This is a genomic window from Shewanella sp. DC2-4 (assembly GCF_013248875.1).
GTDB classification, from domain to species: Bacteria; Pseudomonadota; Gammaproteobacteria; order Enterobacterales; family Shewanellaceae; genus Shewanella; species Shewanella oncorhynchi.
This window is the reverse complement of the sequence record NZ_JABRVR010000002.1, coordinates 2,963,393-2,983,530: the sequence shown is the minus strand read 5'-3', so window position 1 is coordinate 2,983,530 and position 20,138 is coordinate 2,963,393. Positions and strand designations below refer to the sequence as shown.

At 46.1% G+C, this 20,138-nt stretch carries 17 protein-coding genes; 9 read left to right on the top strand and 8 right to left on the bottom strand.

Translation table 11 applies throughout. The features are described 5' to 3' along the window. Window positions 1-37: 37 nt before the first annotated feature. The 4 genes from thrC (at window position 38) to HQQ92_RS13725 (ending at window position 6,668) form a co-directional block, all read left to right on the top strand. Window positions 38-1,321, top strand: a complete 1,284-nt coding sequence (gene thrC, locus HQQ92_RS13740) for a threonine synthase (RefSeq protein WP_173246087.1) — start codon at window positions 38-40, stop codon at window positions 1,319-1,321. Between the two features lie 284 nt (window positions 1,322-1,605). Continuing rightward, a complete protein-coding gene (locus HQQ92_RS13735; protein WP_028760793.1) occupies window positions 1,606-1,899 on the top strand; it encodes a hypothetical protein in 294 nt (97 codons plus the stop codon). 280 nt (window positions 1,900-2,179) lie between these two features. After that, on the top strand, window positions 2,180-3,037 hold the full coding sequence (locus HQQ92_RS13730) for an ABC transporter substrate-binding protein (RefSeq protein ID WP_173246084.1): 858 nt from the start codon (window positions 2,180-2,182) through the stop codon (window positions 3,035-3,037). A gap of 346 nt (window positions 3,038-3,383) precedes the next feature. Next, window positions 3,384-6,668 (top strand): S41 family peptidase, encoded by a 3,285-nt coding sequence (locus HQQ92_RS13725; RefSeq protein WP_173246081.1) that lies wholly within the window; start codon window positions 3,384-3,386, stop codon window positions 6,666-6,668. Between the two features lie 106 nt (window positions 6,669-6,774). Here HQQ92_RS13725 and HQQ92_RS13720 read toward each other — a convergent pair whose 3' ends face one another. The 5 genes from HQQ92_RS13720 to HQQ92_RS13700 form a co-directional block, all read right to left on the bottom strand. After that, window positions 6,775-7,215, bottom strand: a complete 441-nt coding sequence (locus HQQ92_RS13720) for a hypothetical protein (protein ID WP_028760790.1) — start codon at window positions 7,213-7,215, stop codon at window positions 6,775-6,777. A 224-nt stretch (window positions 7,216-7,439) separates the two neighbouring features. Then, on the bottom strand, window positions 7,440-7,877 hold the full coding sequence (locus HQQ92_RS13715) for an OsmC family protein (RefSeq protein ID WP_028760789.1): 438 nt from the start codon (window positions 7,875-7,877) through the stop codon (window positions 7,440-7,442). Window positions 7,878-7,964: 87 nt separating this feature from the next. After that, on the bottom strand, window positions 7,965-8,315 hold the full coding sequence (locus HQQ92_RS13710; RefSeq protein ID WP_113940646.1) for a DUF3325 domain-containing protein: 351 nt from the start codon (window positions 8,313-8,315) through the stop codon (window positions 7,965-7,967). Continuing rightward, window positions 8,312-9,982 carry a PepSY domain-containing protein gene (locus tag HQQ92_RS13705; protein WP_173246078.1) on the bottom strand — a complete coding sequence of 557 codons (1,671 nt, stop codon included), beginning with the start codon at window positions 9,980-9,982 and terminating at the stop codon, window positions 8,312-8,314. Before HQQ92_RS13705 ends, HQQ92_RS13710 begins: the two co-directional genes overlap by 4 nt. Window position 9,983: 1 nt before the next feature. Beyond that, on the bottom strand, window positions 9,984-10,358 hold the full coding sequence (locus HQQ92_RS13700) for a DUF3649 domain-containing protein (protein ID WP_131523016.1): 375 nt from the start codon (window positions 10,356-10,358) through the stop codon (window positions 9,984-9,986). Between the two features lie 428 nt (window positions 10,359-10,786). On the opposite strand from HQQ92_RS13700, the gene HQQ92_RS13695 reads away from it, so the two are divergent. Together HQQ92_RS13695 and hpf are read left to right on the top strand one after the other, a co-directional pair. Then, complete coding sequence (locus HQQ92_RS13695) at window positions 10,787-12,355, top strand: PAS domain-containing methyl-accepting chemotaxis protein (RefSeq protein ID WP_173246075.1); 1,569 nt, start codon at window positions 10,787-10,789, stop codon at window positions 12,353-12,355. 248 nt (window positions 12,356-12,603) lie between these two features. Continuing rightward, window positions 12,604-12,960, top strand: a complete 357-nt coding sequence (gene hpf, locus HQQ92_RS13690; RefSeq protein WP_028760784.1) for a ribosome hibernation-promoting factor, HPF/YfiA family — start codon at window positions 12,604-12,606, stop codon at window positions 12,958-12,960. Between the two features lie 93 nt (window positions 12,961-13,053). Here hpf and HQQ92_RS13685 read toward each other — a convergent pair whose 3' ends face one another. Both HQQ92_RS13685 and HQQ92_RS13680 read right to left on the bottom strand, forming a co-directional pair. Next, window positions 13,054-13,704 (bottom strand): response regulator transcription factor, encoded by a 651-nt coding sequence (locus tag HQQ92_RS13685; RefSeq protein WP_173246072.1) that lies wholly within the window; start codon window positions 13,702-13,704, stop codon window positions 13,054-13,056. 30 nt (window positions 13,705-13,734) lie between these two features. Then, window positions 13,735-14,898 carry a histidine kinase gene (locus tag HQQ92_RS13680; RefSeq protein WP_173246067.1) on the bottom strand — a complete coding sequence of 388 codons (1,164 nt, stop codon included), beginning with the start codon at window positions 14,896-14,898 and terminating at the stop codon, window positions 13,735-13,737. 183 nt (window positions 14,899-15,081) lie between these two features. Here HQQ92_RS13680 and HQQ92_RS13675 point away from each other — a divergent pair, with 183 nt between their 5' ends. Then, window positions 15,082-15,576 (top strand): DUF2141 domain-containing protein, encoded by a 495-nt coding sequence (locus HQQ92_RS13675; protein WP_028760781.1) that lies wholly within the window; start codon window positions 15,082-15,084, stop codon window positions 15,574-15,576. 15 nt (window positions 15,577-15,591) lie between these two features. Further along, a complete protein-coding gene (locus HQQ92_RS13670; protein WP_173246064.1) occupies window positions 15,592-17,304 on the top strand; it encodes a carotenoid oxygenase family protein in 1,713 nt (570 codons plus the stop codon). A gap of 65 nt (window positions 17,305-17,369) precedes the next feature. Here the strand turns inward: HQQ92_RS13670 and HQQ92_RS13665 are convergent, their stop codons facing one another. After that, entirely contained in the window at window positions 17,370-18,092 is a 723-nt protein-coding gene (locus tag HQQ92_RS13665) for a YebC/PmpR family DNA-binding transcriptional regulator (RefSeq protein ID WP_105249827.1), read from the bottom strand. A 435-nt stretch (window positions 18,093-18,527) separates the two neighbouring features. Between HQQ92_RS13665 and HQQ92_RS13660 the strand changes: the two genes are divergently transcribed. Beyond that, on the top strand, window positions 18,528-20,096 hold the full coding sequence (locus HQQ92_RS13660) for a methyl-accepting chemotaxis protein (RefSeq protein ID WP_173246061.1): 1,569 nt from the start codon (window positions 18,528-18,530) through the stop codon (window positions 20,094-20,096). The last annotated feature ends 42 nt before the right edge of the window (window positions 20,097-20,138 follow it).

The window sequence follows — 20,138 nt, the reverse complement described above, 5'->3', positions numbered from 1 at the left end:
TAGCATTTAAGCTTTAGCATCAAAAGGTTGAGTGAGCATGGAACTATATAATTTAAAACACCCTTCGCAGAAAGTGAACTTTAAAGAAGCGGTACAACTGGGGTTAGGTAAAGACAGAGGTTTGTTTTTTCCTAGTCAAATACCCGTACTAGACGATATTGAAGGATTGCTGGCGTTGCCATTCGTTGAGCGCAGTAAAAAAGTACTCGGTGCATGGCTTGCCTCTGAACTAGGGCAAGATGCGGTTGATGAACTGGTTGAGCGTGCCTTTAACTTCGATTTACCTTTGGTTGCCGTCGATGAGCAGCGTGCCTGCCTCGAATTATTCCACGGTCCAACACTGGCGTTTAAAGATTTTGGGGCGCGCTTTATGGCGCAATGTGTCAATGCCTTTGTCGGCGACACACGCTTAACCATTCTGACTGCGACCTCGGGTGACACTGGCGCCGCGGTTGCCGATGCTTTTTATGGGCTTGAGAAAGTCAATGTGGTGGTGCTCTATCCTAAGGGTAAGATCAGTGAACTACAGGAAAAGATGTTCACTACGTTGGGCAAGAATATCCATACAGTCGCCGTCTCGTCCGATTTCGATGCCTGCCAAGATCTGGTTAAGCGCGCCTTTGATGATCCCGAAGTCCGCGATGGGCTGAGCTTAAACTCGGCAAACTCTATCAATATCAGCCGCTTACTCGCGCAAATTTGCTATTACTTTGAAGCGGTTGCCCAGTCTAAACAACGCCATGAAGCCGATCCTGTGATTTCAGTGCCAAGTGGTAACTTTGGCAACCTCACCGCAGGTTTATTCGCTAAAGCCATGGGATTACCGGTTAAACGCTTTATTGCCGCGACCAATGCCAACGATACTGTGCCGCGTTATTTAGACAATGGCCAATGGCAGCCCAATCCGACTCAAGCGACTATGTCCAATGCCATGGATGTGAGTGAACCCAGTAACTGGCCGCGTGTGGAAGCCATTTGTGAGAAATTAGGTTGGCCACTGAGTAGCTTAGTGGGTATTCGCTTATCGGAGGAACAAACGTCACAGGCATTAGCTGAGTTGCATGCACAGGGTTATGTGTCTGAGCCCCATGCGGCGATTGCAGCTAAGGCCTTATCTTTAACCTTAGTGCCCGATGAAGTGGGCATATTCTTGGGGACGGCGCATCCCGCTAAATTTAAGGATGTTGTGGATAGAAAATTAACGCTTAACTTACCCTTGCCGCCTGAGCTTGAAGCTGTTGCGAGTAAGCCCATCTTATCCGCGGAATTAGCGGCAGATTTTACTGCATTAAAAGTGCATTTATTCAAAATATTAGCTTAAGGGCTTTAGCCCTACTGATGTCTGCCTAGCAGTGGAATAACATGGCGTAAAAGCAGGAAGGGAGCTTGGCTCCCTTTTTTTACAAGTGTGAGTTTTATGGTGGGGAATTGATGAGCTTGTGTTACCAGCGAACATAAAACAACCCTTAGTTAACTACATGATATTTAATTAATATTTGTAACTTTCTGTATTATCCTTGGTTTCTTATATGTGACATTGTTCACAATTTTATCGGTTGCAATTAGTTATGTTCACCCGCGTGTTTAATCTGTGGGTTAATTGATTTGTCTAAATTTTTTCTGTTAAGTACATGTTTTTGCGTTTTAATATCTGGATGTGCGACCAAGCAGCATGAACTATATCGTCGCATAAACGTGGCGTACGATTTTGAAGTCACCCACTGCGATAGTTTTGCTTTAGTCACTGGGGTGAGCCGCCATGAAAACCGGCTTGATGAAGCTAAAGAGTCCGCCACGGCTCAGGGTGAGGAATTGGGGGGGACACACATAGTTTGGTTACAAGTCGATATGGGGGATCCCACTAAAGTTGTAGCTATTATTTATAAGTGTCTGATTTAAATTTATAAAACTTTATTTTATCTCCTGCGTTCAGGCTTAGCCTTTATCGCAGCATAGTGAGTCGTTTAGATCTCACTCTTGGCTGTTGTGCTTTTTTGTTATTATCCCCCGTCCTTTTTTAGGCTAATTACTGTGATCTCGCCGGTGTTTATGGCGCGCTATCTAAGTGACAACTACGCTTACTGAGGTAGAACCCCCTCGCGGAAGTCTGACACTGAATCGTTATACTTCATCTTAATCAAGAGAGGATCGTCAACTTAAGAGGCAAGTAACTTAGCCTATGCCATGGTTTAAATACGTTCCTGTCTTATTTATGCTTTTTTTAGTCTTGCCCGCTGTAAGTGCGCCGCAGGTCAATAGTTCTTTACCTTGTAAGAACACGATTAAAGTCGGTTACAACGATTGGCCTCCCTATGCTTGGCAAGATCCTCAAGGAGAAGCCCAAGGCTTAGATGTGGATCTGATGCGGGCATTTGCAGTGTATCTTGGTTGTGAAGTTCATTTTATTAATGTGCCCGCTAAGCGCTCGCATCAGATGTTGCGAGCAGGACAGTTAGATGTGTTGATGGGAGCGACTATGACGGATGAACGTCAAAACTATGCTCTTTTCTCAACCTATTACCGGGATGAAGAGCTGCGCTTATTTGTACTCGATGAGCAAAAAGATCAGATTAATATCGATAAATGGGAGGACATTTTTACCAAAAAATTGCGTCTACTTGTCCCTTCTAGCGGTTGGTATGGTGCAGATTATCAAGAATCTCAATATCGATTAGAGCAGGAGCACTTGTTAGTATTAAGTCCCGACTCAGATAAGTCTGTGCAAATGCTTATCTACGGTAGGGGAGATATGATCGTCGGAGATACCTTAGCCATGCCCTATATCGCCAGCCAGCATCAACGCATCAAGCTAGTGCCACTTAAGTTAGTGTTAGATCAAAACCATATTCATTTAATGTTCAGTAAAGCGAGTATCAAGACAAGCCAGTTAGAGCAGTTTAATCATGCGATTAAGGCATTGATGGATAACGGTGAAATTGCACGAGTGATCAATAAATGGCAACAAATGACACTAGCGAAACAGTCTAATATGAGCCGCCTAAACAGTCCGCTAAAGACGCTGTATGTCAGCCCTTAACATTAGCCCTTCACGTTAGCCACTCATGTCCGACTCTGGTATATTTTTATCCTAGTGCAATATGGTAACGCTATGATCTTTGATGTTTTCCTCTAAAGAATCTTGTCTTTTATTCAGTTGTTCCTCCGCGATTTAAGATGTGACACATTTGCTAAAACTTCTCTGACTTGAAGTTACTGAACTCTCTATCAAATTCTGCTAGCTTGTTGGGCTCAATTGTCATGCTTTGGACTTGATTGTGGTTTTTTACAAAAGCCCATGGCAAGAATTTCTTCGCTAAATCTGCTAGCAAAATCTCGTAGTAAAGAGTCTATTGCTAAAAATAACAATAGGATAGAGGTCATACATGAAACTTCGCCATTCTGTCGCCTGCTGTATGCTTGCCCTAGGCACATTAACAGCGTTCCAAACCATCGCTGCCGATGCGGTGAGCAATCAAGGGTATTACCGTGCGCCAGCGTTGCACGATCAAACCTTAGTCTTTACTGCAGAAGGGGATTTATGGACTCAGACCTTAGATCAAAAAGCGGCGACTCGCTTAACGAGTTTACCTGCGGAAGAGCTAGGGGCGACTATTTCGGCCGACGGTAAGTGGGTTGCTTATGTTGCCAACTATGAAGGCGCGAGCGAAGTGTATGTGATCCCCATTACGGGCGGTGTGGCTAAACGGGTGAGTTTTGAGAATAGCCGTGTACGAGTTCAGGGCTGGACTGCCAAAGGCGAGATTTTATATTCCACCGACACGGGCTTTGGTCCTGCTAATAATTGGATACTGCGCAGCGTCGATCCTCAAACCCTCACCACCACAGATTTACCCTTAGCCGATGCAGTTGAAGGTGTGATTGATGATCGCAACGAATACGTGTACTTCACCCGCTTTGGTCTGCAAGTGACTGGCGATAATGCCAAAGTGTACCGTGGCGGCGCAAAAGGTGAATTATGGCGCTTTAAACTTGGCAGCAAAACCGAAGCACAGTTGCTTAGCGGCCAACACGACGGCTCAGTGCGCCAACCTATGCTATGGCAGGACAGACTCTATTTTATCAGCGACAGCGATGGCAACGACAACCTCTGGTCGATGGCGCTCGATGGTTCAGATGCAAAACAGTTGACTCAATTTAAAGATTGGCAAGTCCGCGGTGCGCGGATGGACCAAGGCAAAGTGGTATTCCAGTTAGGTGCGGATATCCATGTGTTTGATATTGCGGCCGCTAAAGACTCGTTACTCAATATTGAACTCATTTCCGATTTTGCCGAGCGCCGTGAGCATTGGGTGACAGAGCCTATGGATTACGCTTCTTCGACTAATTTGGCCCCCGCTGGCGATAAAGTGGTGATCACCGCCCGCAGCCACGTGGCGATCGCGGGTATTGATGGCTCGCGTTTAGTTCAAGTTGCACTGCCGGGAACTTATCGCGTAAGGGAAGCTGTGTTGAGCCAAGATGGCAAGTCGGTTTATGCGATTAGCGACATGACAGGTCAGCAGGAAATTTGGCAATTCCCTGCTGATGGCAGCAGTGGCGCTAAACAGTTAACCAAAGACGGTCATACTTTAAGAATGAGTCTTAATTTGTCCAGTGACGGTCGATTTATCGCCCATGACGATAACGATGGTAACGTTTGGCTGCTCGACTTAAAGAAAAATACCAATCAAAAAATCATCACTAACGGCGAGGGACTTGGGCCTTACGCCGATATCCGCTGGTCCGGTGACAGCCGTTTTATTGCATTAACTAAGTCGGAAATCGGTAAACAACGTCCGCAAATCGTTCTGTATGCTGTGGATGAAAATAAGGCCGAGACGCTCACCAGCGACAAATACGAGTCCTATTCGCCAACCTTTAGCAGTGACGGCCAGTGGCTATATTTCCTGTCAAACCGCCAATTCAGCGCAACACCAAGTTCACCTTGGGGCGATAGAAACATGGGTCCTGTGTTTGATAAACGCAGCCAAATTTTTGCCATCGCACTGGTCAAAAATGCCAAATTCCCCTTTAGTAAACCCAATGAACTCGAATCGAATCAAGTTGAAAAAACCGATGCTAAGGATAAACCGAGTCCAGTGAAAATCGATTGGGCAGGGATCTCCCAGCGTTTATGGCAAGTGCCTGTCGATTCAGGAAATTACAGTAAGCTGCGCGTCGTCGATGATAGACTTTATTTGTTAGATCAAGCTATTGGCGACGATGTCGCTCCTAATTTAATGACCATCAAATTTGACCGATTAAGCCCCAAAGCCGAGGTTTTTGCCGAGGACATTGGCCAATATGAGGTTTCTGCCGATGGTAAAAAGCTGATGCTACGTAAGCACAGTAATGAAAAATCACTCCTGATTGTTGATGGCGGTGATAAATTAGGCGATACGGATAATGCCAAAGTGCAAACGGAACAATGGCAGCTAGCGATTTCTCCGCAGCTTGAATGGCAGCAAATGTTTGAAGATGCGTGGTTGATGCACCGAGAATCTTTCTTCGACAAGAAGATGCGCGGCCTCGATTGGCAAGCCACTAAGGCTAAGTATCAGCCTTTGCTCGACCGCCTGACCGATCGTAACGAACTGAATGACATCTTCATGCAAATGATGGGCGAGTTAGATTCTTTGCACTCACAGGTGCGCGGTGGTGATTTACCTCAAGATCCCGATGCGGCTAAAGCGGCAAGCCTTGGCGCGCGCCTACAACAAACTGCAGATGGCGTTAAAATCGCGCACATTTACAGTAACGATCCTGAGTTACCGGCTAATGCTTCACCGTTAAATCGTATCGAAGTCGATGCTAAAGAAGGCGATATGCTGTTGGCTATTAATGGCACGCCAGTGGTGAATGTGGCCGACGTCACGCGTCTTCTGCGCAATCAACAGGATAAGCAAGTATTACTACAGCTTAAGCGTGGTAGCCAAACCCATAAAACCATCGTCATGCCCGTTAGCGCTGTGGTGGACAGTCAATTACGTTACTTAGATTGGGTGAGCCATAACGCGGCTGTGGTCGAGGATGCAAGTCAGGGCAAGATGGGTTATTTGCACTTATATGCCATGGGCGGTGGTGATATTGAAAGTTTCGCCCGTGAGTTTTATGCCAACTACGATAAAGAGGGTTTGATTATCGATGTTCGCCGTAACCGCGGTGGCAATATTGACAGTTGGATTATCGAGAAGTTACTACGCCGCGCTTGGGCGTTTTGGCAACCGACCCACGGCACGCCAAACACCAATATGCAACAAACCTTCCGCGGTCATTTAGTGGTGTTAACCGATGAACTGACCTATTCCGACGGCGAAACCTTCTCCGCAGGGATTAAAGCACTCGGTATTGCGCCCTTAATTGGTAAGCAAACGGCAGGGGCGGGCGTGTGGTTATCTGGGCGAAATGCGTTGACCGATAAAGGGATGGCGCGGGTGGCCGAGTATCCACAGTATGCAATGGATGGCCGCTGGGTGCTTGAAGGCCATGGCGTAACGCCGGATATTGAAGTCGATAACTTACCTTTCGCTACCTTTAATGGCAAAGATGCGCAGCTTGAAACTGCAATAAGTTATTTGAAGGATGAGTTGGTTAAACAGCCAATCCCAGCCTTAAAAGTGCAACCTTTGCCTGTAAAAGGTATGGCACAGGATATTAAAGCTAAGTAATTGATATTTAAATTCAGTATTTAACCGAAATTTAAGGTATCTCGGCTAGCATGTCCGCGTACAAAGTTAGGGTGTTGTCTCTTGGTTCCCGAGACAACACCCATTTTTATGCCCATTCATTAATACTTCTATTCCCATTTTTACTTGTTTCTGCATAGATCTGCATAGTGTTCACTTGCTGTTGTTGGGCAAGGTGATTAACTGTCATTGCTCTCGCGTCTTCGTTATGGCTTAGATAATAGGCCGTTGGCGCTGAAATCCCTTGGCTCGTTCCTGTCGCTAAATTGGTCATGTCGGCGATCACTTGATACTTCATCTTCGCGTGTTTCAATTCGACTAAGGTTTCTATGTTATCCCTCAGTGCTGGCATTTCTGCTGGTTTTTGCGTATTCGCCGCCAATTGTTTTGCATCGCTAGAAAGCGTTACTGTATCAGTTGATGCTGGTGCGCTGGTTTGAACTGGATTTTTAACCTGTGTAAATTCAGCAGTGGAGACATTTTTTTGTGGGCTGACAGACGGGGAATTTCGCAGTGGTTGAATGTGCATCTTTTAATTCCAACAGATGATACCAAGCTAAGATTGGCTTCTATCGTACTGTTTAAAAGCTGGACCTGAGCTGAATAATGGTGAAAAGTTAGACTCTGTGGATGGTTAGGTGGCGCGGATAATTCGGTGATAGCAATGATTCAGACAGGTATTGAGTTACGGTGCGGCAATAAAAAAGCCCGCTTAGGAAAAGCATCTGCGGGCCATAAAGATCTGCTCAAATCCTAAAACTTGATTTGAATATCTGTTGCTAAACTATTAGCGATAAAGCAATTTGCATGTGCTTTCTCGTGAATTTTCTCAAGGGTTTCTTGGCTGACTTCGACCCCTTCAGCGAAAATGACCTTAGGATTGAGCACCATCTTTGTCACGGCCAACTTGCCCGCCTCGTTTTTACCCAGCTCTGCAGTGGCATTATCCACATAGGAGGTTACAGGTAAGCGCTTAAGATGCGCAATTGCTAGAAAGGTCAACATATGGCATGAGGATAATGCAGCCAACAGGCTTTCCTCTGGATTGACATTTTGCCCATTGCCTTTGTATTCCGGTGCCGACGAGGCTTGAATCGTCTGGCCGCTGCCAAAGGTAATACTGTGGTCTCGACAAAATTCGCCTTCTTCGGCGGGCGAGGTTTGCCAGTTAACCGTTAAGTTAAAGCCCATTATTTTCTCCTATCTGAAGGACATCAGGGCACTATAGCCTAGCGGTGCTCACTTAGCCATGATCGCCATGCCAGTGTTAGCTGGACATTAGATCCCAGCACTCAGTAATAGAGTGCCAGTGAGCACGCTGCCAGTGACGATTCCTATCGGTAAATGGCGCGGGCTGTAGCTTAACGTTAGGATGACCAGCATTGCCGCGAGGGAAATTATTCCCATAAACAAAATGCTCCCGTAGGCCCAGCCCTGATCGCTCGCGCAGGCACTTAAGCTAAATGCTAGTAGTAACCAAGCAAACAAGGTTAGCAAACGACTTTGCCATTGTGCTGGTGGACGATTGAACACATCTTTGAAGTGACCAAATTTAGCTAAGGCAAACAGGGCGAGGGAAAGATAACTCAAACCTAAGATCCCAAGTAGGGGAATAAATTCTGGCATCATGATTTGGCTTCCTCCAATGAAGATGACGAACTAAGGTCGCTGGCAAGGGATGTTTGGGATTCGCTTCTACGTGCATTTTTTGCTTTTGCTGGGCGTTTAGCGGGGGCCTTAGCAATCAAAGTCACTCTTTTACTGGCAAATAGCATAGCGCCACCAAGTAGCACTGCGAGCACGTCAAATCCGACTAAAGCCCATTGGTGGGATTGGATATTGTCGATGATATTGCTTGGTGATGTGAAGGCATTGAGCACGGGCAGCGCACAGCACAAGGTCCCTGTGAGTCGTAATGCGGTTTGCCACTGGCGACGTGAACGACCCAAGAAAGCCCAAACTCCCATTGCCGCTAACGCGAGAAAGAAACTGTGAACTTCCCATTCAGAGCGGCTTGCAAAACTTGTCGATAAGAGACGATTGGCGTAAAAGAAGGCTACAGTGCCTAAGGGTAGTCCTAAGATAAACATGAAGTTTAACCCTTCAACTAAACGTAATCCAAAGCTTGGTTTCTCGCCTTTATCGATCAATTTTTGCTGTTTTTGACGTAGACGAATGGCCCACATCAAAGTGCCTGTCGCGATCATAGCGCAGCCTAATAAACCGCAGAAAAAGAATAAAAATCTTAGCAGCGGGGCGGCAAAACGTGCCGTGTGCAGCGACATCATAGTATCGTAAGTCGCGGAGGCTCCTGAGGCTTCGTGCGGGCTGGTATATTTAAGCTCACCATTTACCCCGTTGAATATCAAAATATTGGCTTCATCGGTCACATCTTTACCTGTGTTTTGGTAAAAGGTCACTTGGCTATTTTGATCTTTAGGGTATGACACTATCACTTGCTTAATTGGCGCATCGCCCCATGCGGCTTTCACTTGAGGTAATAATTGGCTTAGTTGCACCTGTGGCGCACTAATCCCTGCAGCTTTCTCGGTTTGTCTGGCGGGATTAAGTTCTTTTAAAAAAGCTTGGTTATCACCCGAATAGGCGGTATTAACCGTCCATGGGATATAGATAAGCATTAGGGTAATAAGCCCTGTATAAGTGATCATCAAATGATAGGGCAGGGCGATGACAGAGCTCACATTGTGCGCGTCTAGCCAAGAGCGAGCGCCTTTATCCCGTCTAAAACTGAACAAATCTTTGAAGATCCGTTTGTGGATCACTATGCCACTGATAAGGGCGATCAGCATAAACATAGTGCAAACGCCGACGATATAACGCGCTGTAATAGCGGACATATAGTGCAAGTCAAAGTGCAGACGATAGAAGAAATCACCGCCGCGACTCTCACGCACTTCAGAGATCATGCCGCTGCCATCTGCTAAGGCTACATGTTCTTCAGTCTTGCCACGACGCTGACCTTTTTCTGGTGGCAGTTGCCAGCTAACGCTTTGAAAGGGGGTTCGTTCAGTTGGAAAACCTATCATCCAGCGCTGCGCTGTTGCCGGCGAATGCGCTTCTATGTAACTTTGACCTTTATCTAATTGGTTTTCGAGTGTATCGGCTCGGTAGTCTTGATAAACCCCTTTGTGTAATTCGGGTTCATTCCAAAGGCTGATCTCATGGCGAAAATAACTCAAGCTACCCGCAAAAAAGATCAACAATAATACCCAACATACCAGCAAGCCTGCCCAGGTATGTAGCCAAGATAAAGTTCTAAAAAATGTCTCTTTCATCTTATTGCCCACATACCTTGATCAATCCAAAACATAACAAACTCACTAAGCCTAAATCTCGCCACGCATGCCAGGTTTTACGCACACAAAAGGCATAAATAATAGCAATGGCATAAAACAGGAAAGCTAACATATTGGCTGTTATCGTGCTTTCAAAGCGCGGCATAGGTAGCACTAATGTCAGCAGGCAAGCCAAGGTTGCTGCCGCAACATAACCCGCCAGTAGAGCGGCACTCGCACGCGCAAAGACTTTGAAGGCAAACTGCGATTGCTCTTGCTTAAACCATTGCACAATTCCCCGCGAAATCAGCGAGAACGAGCGCATTTGAGTTGTAGAAGATTGCGTTGAGGTTTCAAACGCGGGTGTATTAGACATAAGTGCCACTTCTCATTTCGAGCCAATATGGGTCTGTTATGGCTATCCGTTACTGTTGATTCTGCAAAGTGTGCTTGAGCTTTTTGGCTTAACGACGAATGCATTTCTATAGCAGTAGATAGCTAACCGCGAGAAGTATAACTTAGTTAATTCAAATGATAAACGATATCATTTAGATTCGAATGTGAATTTGTGATCTTAAGCTGATCTGCTTTAGCGAGTGTAGGGTGGCGAGTTTAACGTATGTAGCGTAACGAGCGCTCTGTCACAATTGTTTGTTTTTATTTGTTGATATGTGTTTAGTGGTTACTGCTTGTTTAGCATTAGGTTAATTTTTATGCTGCCAATGTGAGCTTTATCAATTTTGATAGACGACGGTTTTGGCAGAATGCGTTATCTTTTTTACCGAGACCTAGCCTGATAACCCTATGCATAAAAATTCTACAAATGGTGAAACACACCTGTCAGATAATGCGATTTTACTATCAACGACGGATCTGAAGGGAAATATTAAATATGTGAATCAGACCTTTTCGCAGATCAGTGGGTTTAGTGTTGCTGAGTTGCAAGGGAATCCACATAACATAGTGCGCCATCAAGATATGCCTGCGGCTGCATTTAAGATCCTCTGGGAGCGAATTAAGCAGGGCAAGCCTTGGATGGGGATAGTTAAAAATCGCACCAAAACGGGCGGCTATTATTGGGTGAATGCCTACGTCGCGCCAGTGTATGAAGATGGTAAAGTTCATGAGTATCAATCTGTTCGTCGCCAAGCTACCCCTGAGCAGATTAAAGCCGCTGAGAGTATTTACCGTGATATTAATCAGGGCAAGCAACCTAAAGTGTTGCGTAAAGATAGGTTAGGTTTCAGTGGCAAAATACTGCTGGCCATGTTGGTTTCGATTACGACTACGGCGATAATTGCCAGTTATTCCCCCATAGTTGCCGCGATGGTGGGAATGAGTCTCGCGTGCCTAGCATGGTATTACCTGATGCAGCCGCTGCAAAAGCTTGTGTCTATGGCAACTAACATTATTGACGATCCCGTCGCTACGGGCGTGTACACCGGCCGCCAAGATGAGATCGGTAAATTAGACCTCGCCCTACGTTTTTTGATCACTGAAATTGGTGGCGTTGTTGGCCGTATGGCTGATTCTGCCAGTGAGATCCAAGCACAAAGTGTCAGCCTTAAACAAACCATTACAAACACTTGGGAGCACGCCGATAGTCAGAGTGAACAAACCACGCAAGCTGCGACTGCGATGGAGCAGATGAGTGCCAGTTTTGCTGAAGTAACGGGAAACATTCATCGCACTGCCTCGGAAATGGTGTCGAGCCATGAGGCGGCTCAACGCGGTCATTCACGTTTAGAAACAGTTATTGATGCGATACATCAGTTAAGTGTACAAGTGAGCCACTTTTCCGATGTTGTACAAGCTATTGAACAAGATAGCCGTGCGATTCACCAAGTGCTCGAAGTCATACGTGCTATTGCCGACCAAACAAACTTATTAGCCTTAAATGCGGCAATTGAAGCGGCGCGGGCAGGGGAGAGTGGTCGTGGTTTTGCCGTGGTGGCCGATGAGGTCAGGCAGTTATCGAGCCGTACTAGCCAATCCACCTCGCAAATCGAGTTAATTGTTAGCCGTTTTAGGGAAAGCACTCAAAGGGCGACCTCGACCATGATGGCAGGGCAGGAACAGGTAAAACGTTCGGTAAGCTTAGCGCAAGATGCGAGTGTGGCTTTTGGCGAGTTGCTTTCATCTATTTCGCGAATTAATTCTTTGAGTGATGATAATGCGGCGGCGATGACGCAGCAGACTTCGGTGGCCGCAGAAATTAGCCGAGCTATCCATGTGATCAGCGACTTGGCTCAGCAGAGTTTAGAGCAGACGCTCGATGCGGCGGCGCGGGGTGATCAAGTGTCGCGTTTATCGACCAAGACGCATCATTTGTCCCAACAGTTTTGGCAGCAGAGTGTGCAACGTAAATATTAAGCGTATTTACCTTATGTCGTATTGCATTTTGTGATTGATTTATTATTAATGCCTGTTTATAAATCAATCACTTAATCATGTTTTTCTCGCTGTTTTATTTTTGACTTCTTGATGGAGGTCACATTTAGGAGATGCTAATACCTGAGTTGACCGAAATATTTGCCAATAACCCTTGTGTTTTATCCTGCATGCCCCAAGCTCTATTAGTGAAGCAAAAATAAAAGTAATGACACTAAAAGGGACAACCTATGAAAATAAATATTTCTGGTCACCACGTCGATGTTACTGATTCTATTAGAGAAGATGTTAACGAAAAATTTGCAAAAATCGCCACCCATTTCCCCTCTCTGATCGCACTGGACATTATTATTGCGAAAGAGCATGGCGAGTATCAGGTTGAGCTTCGTACGAATTATGAAGGAAGCCGTATTTCTGCTTCAGGTACCGATGAGGTTATGTACCCAGCAATCAAAGCAGCATCGAAAAAATTAGATGCAGCACTTAAGCACCGTAAAGGTCAGTTAAAAGCGGATTTGCATGAAACCCCGAGCTGTACAACGCCAGCTATTGCCCATGAAATTATCCAAGAGATGGATCTTCGTTAGGTTTTAGCTATAACTCATCGCTTTAGATGAGCACAAAAAGGGCCTTAAATGGCCCTTTTTGTTGGCAATCGGGTTTGGTTTAATGCTAATGGGTTAAATCAATGCCAGTTGTAATCCCTTGAGCACAGCTTGGGTACGGTCTCGGCAATCGAGTTTAGTGAGTATGTTAGAGACATGATTCTTCACTGTGCCCTCGGCTAAAAATACCGCATTGGCGATTTCCTTGTTGGAGAAGCCGCCCGCCATAAAACTGAGAATTTCCCGCTCCCGTTCCGACAATAATTCATTTCTAGTTACCCCAACGCTAGGTGCAGGTTTAGGCTCACTCATCTGTTTGAGTACCGAAGGCTCTATCAAGTAGCCGCCTTTGGCGACGGTTTCGATGGCGTGCAGTAACTTGTCGAGTGACACGTCCTTGAGCAAAAAGCCGTTGGCTCCCGCCTGTAAACTATTGAGGAATAACTCACTGTCGTCGAAGGTGGTTAACATGATGACAGGTAAGCGATTGGCACTTTGCCGTATCTGTTTGAGCATGGCGATACCATCAAGATTTGGCATACGGATATCACTGAGCAGCACATCGACGGGATTGCTGGCAAGCTTTTTGAGTGCATCTTGACCGTCTTCGGCTTGCCATAACACGCGAATGTTGTCGGAAATAGCGAGCAGGCTAGCGATCCCTTGGCGAACCAATTGCTGATCTTCCACTAAACCGACACTGATGATGTTGTTTTGCATATCCATAGCTATTCCAAAGATTTTTTTAATAAAAAGTTAAGCGAGTGCTGGGAGTGTGAGGGTGAGTTGGCAACCGGACGCCGAGTCATTTGCCCTTAACTCCAAGGTGCCATTAAAGGGTTGTAGCCTTTCCTGCATGCCGCCGAGCCCAGTACCGAACTGTCCAGTGCCGCTTTTAGCTGATGCGTTTCGCGCAGCTCCCCGTGTTAGCCCAACGCCGTTGTCGCTCAGTTGTAATACCAGTGCGCTTTGGGAGTCTTCCATGCTCAGTTGCAGTTGATTCGCCTTGCCGTGACGTACGGCGTTGCTGATGCCTTCTTGCAGCACTAACAGTAGTGCCTGAGTCAGTTCGGCTGATTGCAGTGGCTTCATCCCTTTGCAGTGAAGAGTCACGCTGGGTAAGCGGGTCATCAGTGCCTCTAAAGGTGGGACTAAATCCAATCCCACTTGCACTCTTTGAGCCCTGACGACGGCGCGAATACTTTCAAGTAGCTGTTTAGCTAAGGATTTACTTTGATTGACTTGAGGTTTGAGCTCCTCGGGCGCTGTATGGCTTAGTACTTCCAATTGCAGGGAAAGCGCTGTGAGTTGGTGGCCGAGAATGTCGTGCAAATCGCGTGATATCCTTAATCTTTCTTGCTGTTCGCTGGCTTGGCTCAGCAGCGCGCGAGTGGCAATAAGCTGTTGGTTTAGCTGTTCTTGTATCAAACGTGATTTACGTTCAGAAAGCCTTGCTTGGCTACTGCTGTAGGCAAAGAATTGAAAACCAAGATAAATCAAAATATTGAACACATTGCTTTGTTCATGCAATTGCCATTGCTGCAGTAGGTAATAAACAACATTGACCAACACTAGCTGTGAAATGGCTTGGCGACGACTAAAAAACTCAGGCAACAGTGACGCCCAAATGACGAAGAGGATAGGCAGTAATGCGTTGTTTGCTGTGAGCATTAAGCTCATCACGGTCAACGGCATCACTAGCGTGGTTATGCGGCGAAGTTGAATATTATTATGCGCAACTTTATCGGTAGCTATCAGTATAAATTGCACTAAATACAGCCCATAAAGTGTTACATTGAGCATGCCTTGCCATGTATGTAATGCGGCTTGGTTTATCCCAACCCAAGCGACTAATGCCCAAGTGAGCACTCCAGCGGCAATCAACATGTTTTCTTCTTTCGTTAATCGATTTTCTAGCACGAATGTCTATTCCTTAATCCAATTCTGCCGACCATTCTAGGGTATCACCGCCAGATGTCACTATGCCAAAAGTCATGTTGTTATCATTTTGTTTCATGACTTTTGGCACCTGTTTTTCGTCTTGTGATTTTTTAAGCTAACTCCATCGCAGTTACTTATGAGCGCAAATAACAGGAGTAAGACATGAAACACGTGAACTCGGCTATGACAAAAACACAGTTTTCCCAAGCTAATAAGACGAAAAGGGCGTTATCAGCGATTTGGGGCGCAGGCTTAGCTTGCTTGCTCTTGTCTGCAGCGAGCATTTCCACAGGGATTCAGGCACATACCTTGACTGTCGATATCGATAATATTCAAGTACAAACCGGCGCCTTGATGGTTGAGCTTTATGCCAATGCCGAGGATTACGCTGCAGGCCATAATCCTAGCGCTTCTATGATAAAACCCGTCACTAAGACAGAGCATAGGCTGGTATTTAGCGATCTCGCCGATGGCCAATACGCGGTAAAGGTCTTTCATGATGAAAACAACAATCACAGTTTAGATACCAATATGTTAGGTGTGCCGAGTGAAGGCTATGGCTTTAGCAATAACGCCGGCAGTTTTGGACCTGCGAGCTTTAAAGACGCCAGCTTTAGTTTGCAGGCCGATGCTCAAATCACTATACACATTCGCTAAGAGGGGGGCTGCACCATGGATAGACGTCAATTTCTAGCAGGCTCAGCCGTCCTAATGACGACCGCTGTTTGGGCCAGTTCAGTGGATAAGTTATTGGCGCTGGATAGCGCACAAAAGGTCGCACGTGAGCCTTGGGCGATTGGATTTAGTGGTGCTGAAGGCGACTATCCGCCACTCACTATGCAGGTTTCGGGTGAGTGGCCAGCGCAGTTGAGTGGGAATCTATATCGTAATGGGCCAGCGAAAATGTCTCGGGCAGGTAAGGCATATCAGCATTGGTTCGATGGCGATGGCATGGTGCAACAGTTTAGTGTGAGCAATGGGCAAATTCAGCATCAGGCTAAGTTTATCCAAACAAAGAAGTTTAAAGTGGAAGAGGCCGCTGGCGCGTTTAAGTACACGACCGCAGGCACAGTGATCCCCAATGCTTTACCTATTCGAAATAACGATGACTTGAATGTGGCCAATACCAGTTTATTGCCGCGCTACGGCGAGTTGCTCGCTTTATGGGAGGCGGGTTCACCCTATCGACTTGATGCCCAGACCTTAACCACGCTTGGCGTGAAAAGCTTTGGTGACAAGTTTAAGGGCTTGCCCTTTTCTGCTCACCCGCTCGATGACGGACAAGGTGGACTATGGAATTTTGGCGTCTGGTATGTCGGTGGTGAGAAGCAATTACTTGTGTATCAAGTGGCGCCCGATGACAGCATAGCCAGAATGGAAGTGATTGAATTACCACAGGCGAGTTACTTACATGCCTTCGCGCAGAGTGAGAATAAGCTGGTGTTTTACATTTCATCCTGCGTGTATGAAGAGGGCGAAACTTATATTGATGCTTTTAAATGGTGCCCCGAATTGCCATCGCAATTACTGGTTATTGACAAAGCCGATTTTAGCGTGCGCCAGTTACACCGGCTACCTGCAGGATTTGTGTTTCACTTTGGTCAAGCCATTGAGAGGAATGACGAACTTTCTGTGCAGCTTTGCCTCTATCCCAATTCAGCTATTTTAACCCAAGGGATGAAGGGGTTACTGACGGGGGAGCGTAAAACTAAGACACCTCATGCAGAGTTAGTGACTATCACTGTACCGCTCACAGTATCGCTCACAGTACCGCTCACAGTACCGCTCACAGTACCGCTCACAGTAGCACTTACAGCAACTAGCAAAGCGCAGTTTGCGGAGACCTTGTCTTCCTCTGCACGTATTAACCGCAGCGGCGTGATGATGGAGTTCCCCCAGTTTTCGCAGCACATTATGGGTAAAAAACAAACTAGCGGTGAAAAAGCGTTTGCAGAGAAAACAGGCGGGGCTTCGGCGTTTGTCCCGTTATTTGGCGTTGGAGCAAGATCAGATTCAGCTGTTAACTCTAGCTCCAGCTCTAACTTTAAATATCAAGCAGAAGCCGAATCTGAATCAGGGCTAAGTAACACTCTGTATTGTATTCATAATGCAAAAGACAGCAGCAAGCACAGTGTGGATACACTTGGCTACGCGAGCTATAGCGCGTTTTATCTTGGCAAAGGCAAAATTGCCGAAGAGCCGCTCTATATCCCCGCCACTGAGCAGCACGAAGCCTATTTACTGATGACTTGGCTCGATTACCATAATGCACAGTCTGGTTTGTCTTTGTTTCGTGCCAGTGATATCAGTGCGGGCCCCATCGCTTCGGCTCAAATGAACAGAGTATTGCCACTAGGATTTCATGGTTGCTTTATTGAAGCTTAATATTTTGATCTATAAATAAAAAACGCAGCTCTTGGCTGCGTTTTTGTTTCAGGCGAAAGAAACGTCTAGTCATCAATTTCCGCATTGTGATAGACGTTTTGTACGTCGTCACAATCTTCAAGTGCGGCAATAAACTTTTCAAACATAACGACATCTTCACCTTCAACTTTAGTCATGTCCTGCGGTACGAAGGTGATATTGTCAAATTCAAAGTTAACATCTGGCATCGCTTCGGTCAGCGCAGTTTTGACTTTAAAGTACTCAGTGTGCGGCGCGTAAACTGTGATTAAGCCATCTTCCAGCTCAACATCGCTTACATCAACGTCAGCCATCATCAGCAGTTCTAAAATCGCATCTTCGTCATCACCCGCAAACACGAACACGGCTTGATGATCAAACATGTGGCCAACTGTACCAGGGCCGCCGAGTTTGGCATCGTTTTTCACGAAGGCTTGACGCACTTCGGTGAAGGTACGTTTTACGTTATCGGTTAAGCAGTCAACAATGACCATGCAGTTGCCAGGACCAAAACCTTCGTAACGGGCGGTATCGTAATCTTCACCACCGCCGCCTTTGGCTTTTTCAATTGCGCGTTCAATAACATGCGCGGGCACTTGGTCTTTCTTAGCGCGTTCAATTAAGCGACGCAGTGATAAGTTTCCATCGGGCTCAACGCCGCCTTGCTTAGCGACAACGTAAATCTCTTTACCGTAGCGTGAATAAATGCGGGTTTTTTGACCGGCTGTTTTCGCCATGGATTCTTTCTTGTTTTGATATGCTCTGCCCATCTTGATCTCGTTAGCTCAAAAAAATTGCGCCGATATTAGCAGTTTTCTTGGCATAAGTGCAGTCGTCCCTATGTGATTTATTACCTAGAAGGCGACGGTGCACGCATTTCAGGGCAAAGTTGGTTTTATCAAGGAAGATCCGCTTTTAGATAGGCTAGGACTATATCGCGATAGATTAATACTAATGTCTAATGCCATACGCTCGTGAGACTGTTGATGATAGCTAACTTCTACTTTGTTTATTTAGCGAGATAAATTATCTAGCTTATTCAGAGAAATAGACTAAAACTATAAATCTTGAGCGCTATCATAGTTAGCCCTCCCTCGTCAGTTGTAAGCAATAGCCGCTGTAATTGATAGCAGCTGAACGAAGGCTAATGATTCGACTCTTAGCATTTCCCTTTCATTTTTACCTTGCGCAGTTACGGGAAGTATATGGAAATACAGCACAAAATTTTAATTTTCATCAGTTTCACGCTGGTCACTCTGGGGAGTTTATTACTTGAGGGACTGCATCTTCCGAGTATTGTGCAGGCGTTGATCTTGGGCGTTCTTGCCTGTGGCTTAGTGGTGTGGGTGTGTTTGCGCGCATCTAAGGCTAAGCTCGACACCGATGAGGCAAACATTAAGGCATTACAAGAGCAAAGCATTCCCGCCCACGACATTAGTGTGCAAACCAGTAAAATGGCTATCGGTTCGGCTGAGGTGTCGCATTTTATTGATTTATTGAATAAATCAATTGAATCAAATGGCGAGCATGCCAGTGCCATTGCGGTTGCTGCAGGGCAATTGAGTCACACTACGGCCCAACTTGGCGATAATGCCGCCGATATTTTAGGCCAAGCTCAAGAGGCTGAGCGCGTTAGCGTGCAGGGACGAAGTCAAGCTCAGAAAGGTGTTGCGGCTATTCGTTCACTGAGTACGGATATTGATACTGCCGCTGAGCAAGTGCAGGCGCTTAAATCAAGAGCCGAAGAAATCCAAAAAATTACCGAAGTGATTAACTCCGTTGCCGAACAAACGAATCTTTTGGCGTTAAATGCGGCCATCGAAGCGGCTCGTGCGGGAGAGCAGGGTCGAGGTTTTGCGGTAGTGGCTGACGAAGTACGCAGCCTTGCGGGTAAAACCGCAGGTGCGACCCAAGATATCGGCAAGATGTTATTAGAAATCCGCAGCGAAACGGATAAAACTTCTGGGCTGATGGAGCGAGTCGTGACGCAAACCGCCGATGTGGTCGCCGCCATGGGCGAGTTAGACGCGCACTTCACTGAGATTTCGGCTTCTGTGACCCAATCGGCCCATGCCTTAGGTGATATGGAAGATTCACTCAAACAATATAACAACACTACTAACGACATTAGCCGCTCGGTGACTCAAATTCGTGACTCGTTAAATTCGACGGGTAAACAGAGTCATAGCGTATCCGAGCAGGCCTTTACTTTATCCTTGACCACTGAGGGTATTTTTAAAGCGCTGTCTAAATGGGATACACAAACCTTCGATCAGCAGGTTCTGCAATTGGCGAATGTTGCCGCTAAAGCGTGCGGTGACAAGTTAGCACAAGGTTTAGCCAGTGGCAGTTTTAGCGAGGCGGATTTGTTTAATCCTAAATACCAACTTATTACCAATACTCAGCCGCAGAAATACAGCACGGCTTTCGATCGTTATACCGATCAGCATTTTCCAACGATTCAAGAGCCCATTCTGGCAAAACACAGCGAAATTATTTATGCGGGAGCCGTTGATAGGAAAGGTTATTTTCCGACCCATAATAAACGCTTTAGCCAAGCACTGACAGGCAAAGTTGAGGTTGATATGGTGCACAATCGAACCAAACGCTTGTTTAATGATCCTACAGGGATCCGTTGCGGCGCCCATACTGAACCTGTGCTATTGCAAACTTATAAACGCGATACGGGCGAAGTGATGCACGACTTGTCTGTGCCCATTTTTGTAAACGGTAAACATTGGGGCGGATTTCGAGTGGGATTTAAAGCTAAGTAGATTACTGATAACTCAAATTTAGGTTGTTTACTCTAAAAAATG

Coding starts and splice junctions, on each gene's coding strand:
- HQQ92_RS13705 (WP_173246078.1), bottom strand. CDS start 9,982: ATGAAAGAGACATTTTTTAGAACTTTATCTTGGCTACATACCTGGGCA.
- HQQ92_RS13715 (WP_028760789.1), bottom strand. CDS start 7,877: ATGGGCTTTAACTTAACGGTTAACTGGCAAACCTCGCCCGCCGAAGAA.
- HQQ92_RS13665 (WP_105249827.1), bottom strand. CDS start 18,092: ATGGGCAGAGCATATCAAAACAAGAAAGAATCCATGGCGAAAACAGCC.
- thrC (WP_173246087.1), top strand. CDS start 38: ATGGAACTATATAATTTAAAACACCCTTCGCAGAAAGTGAACTTTAAA.
- HQQ92_RS13700 (WP_131523016.1), bottom strand. CDS start 10,358: ATGTCTAATACACCCGCGTTTGAAACCTCAACGCAATCTTCTACAACT.
- HQQ92_RS13670 (WP_173246064.1), top strand. CDS start 15,592: ATGGATAGACGTCAATTTCTAGCAGGCTCAGCCGTCCTAATGACGACC.
- HQQ92_RS13710 (WP_113940646.1), bottom strand. CDS start 8,315: ATGATGCCAGAATTTATTCCCCTACTTGGGATCTTAGGTTTGAGTTAT.
- HQQ92_RS13730 (WP_173246084.1), top strand. CDS start 2,180: ATGCCATGGTTTAAATACGTTCCTGTCTTATTTATGCTTTTTTTAGTC.
- HQQ92_RS13685 (WP_173246072.1), bottom strand. CDS start 13,704: ATGGATATGCAAAACAACATCATCAGTGTCGGTTTAGTGGAAGATCAG.
- HQQ92_RS13695 (WP_173246075.1), top strand. CDS start 10,787: ATGCATAAAAATTCTACAAATGGTGAAACACACCTGTCAGATAATGCG.
- HQQ92_RS13660 (WP_173246061.1), top strand. CDS start 18,528: ATGGAAATACAGCACAAAATTTTAATTTTCATCAGTTTCACGCTGGTC.
- HQQ92_RS13675 (WP_028760781.1), top strand. CDS start 15,082: ATGAAACACGTGAACTCGGCTATGACAAAAACACAGTTTTCCCAAGCT.
- HQQ92_RS13725 (WP_173246081.1), top strand. CDS start 3,384: ATGAAACTTCGCCATTCTGTCGCCTGCTGTATGCTTGCCCTAGGCACA.
- HQQ92_RS13720 (WP_028760790.1), bottom strand. CDS start 7,215: ATGCACATTCAACCACTGCGAAATTCCCCGTCTGTCAGCCCACAAAAA.
- hpf (WP_028760784.1), top strand. CDS start 12,604: ATGAAAATAAATATTTCTGGTCACCACGTCGATGTTACTGATTCTATT.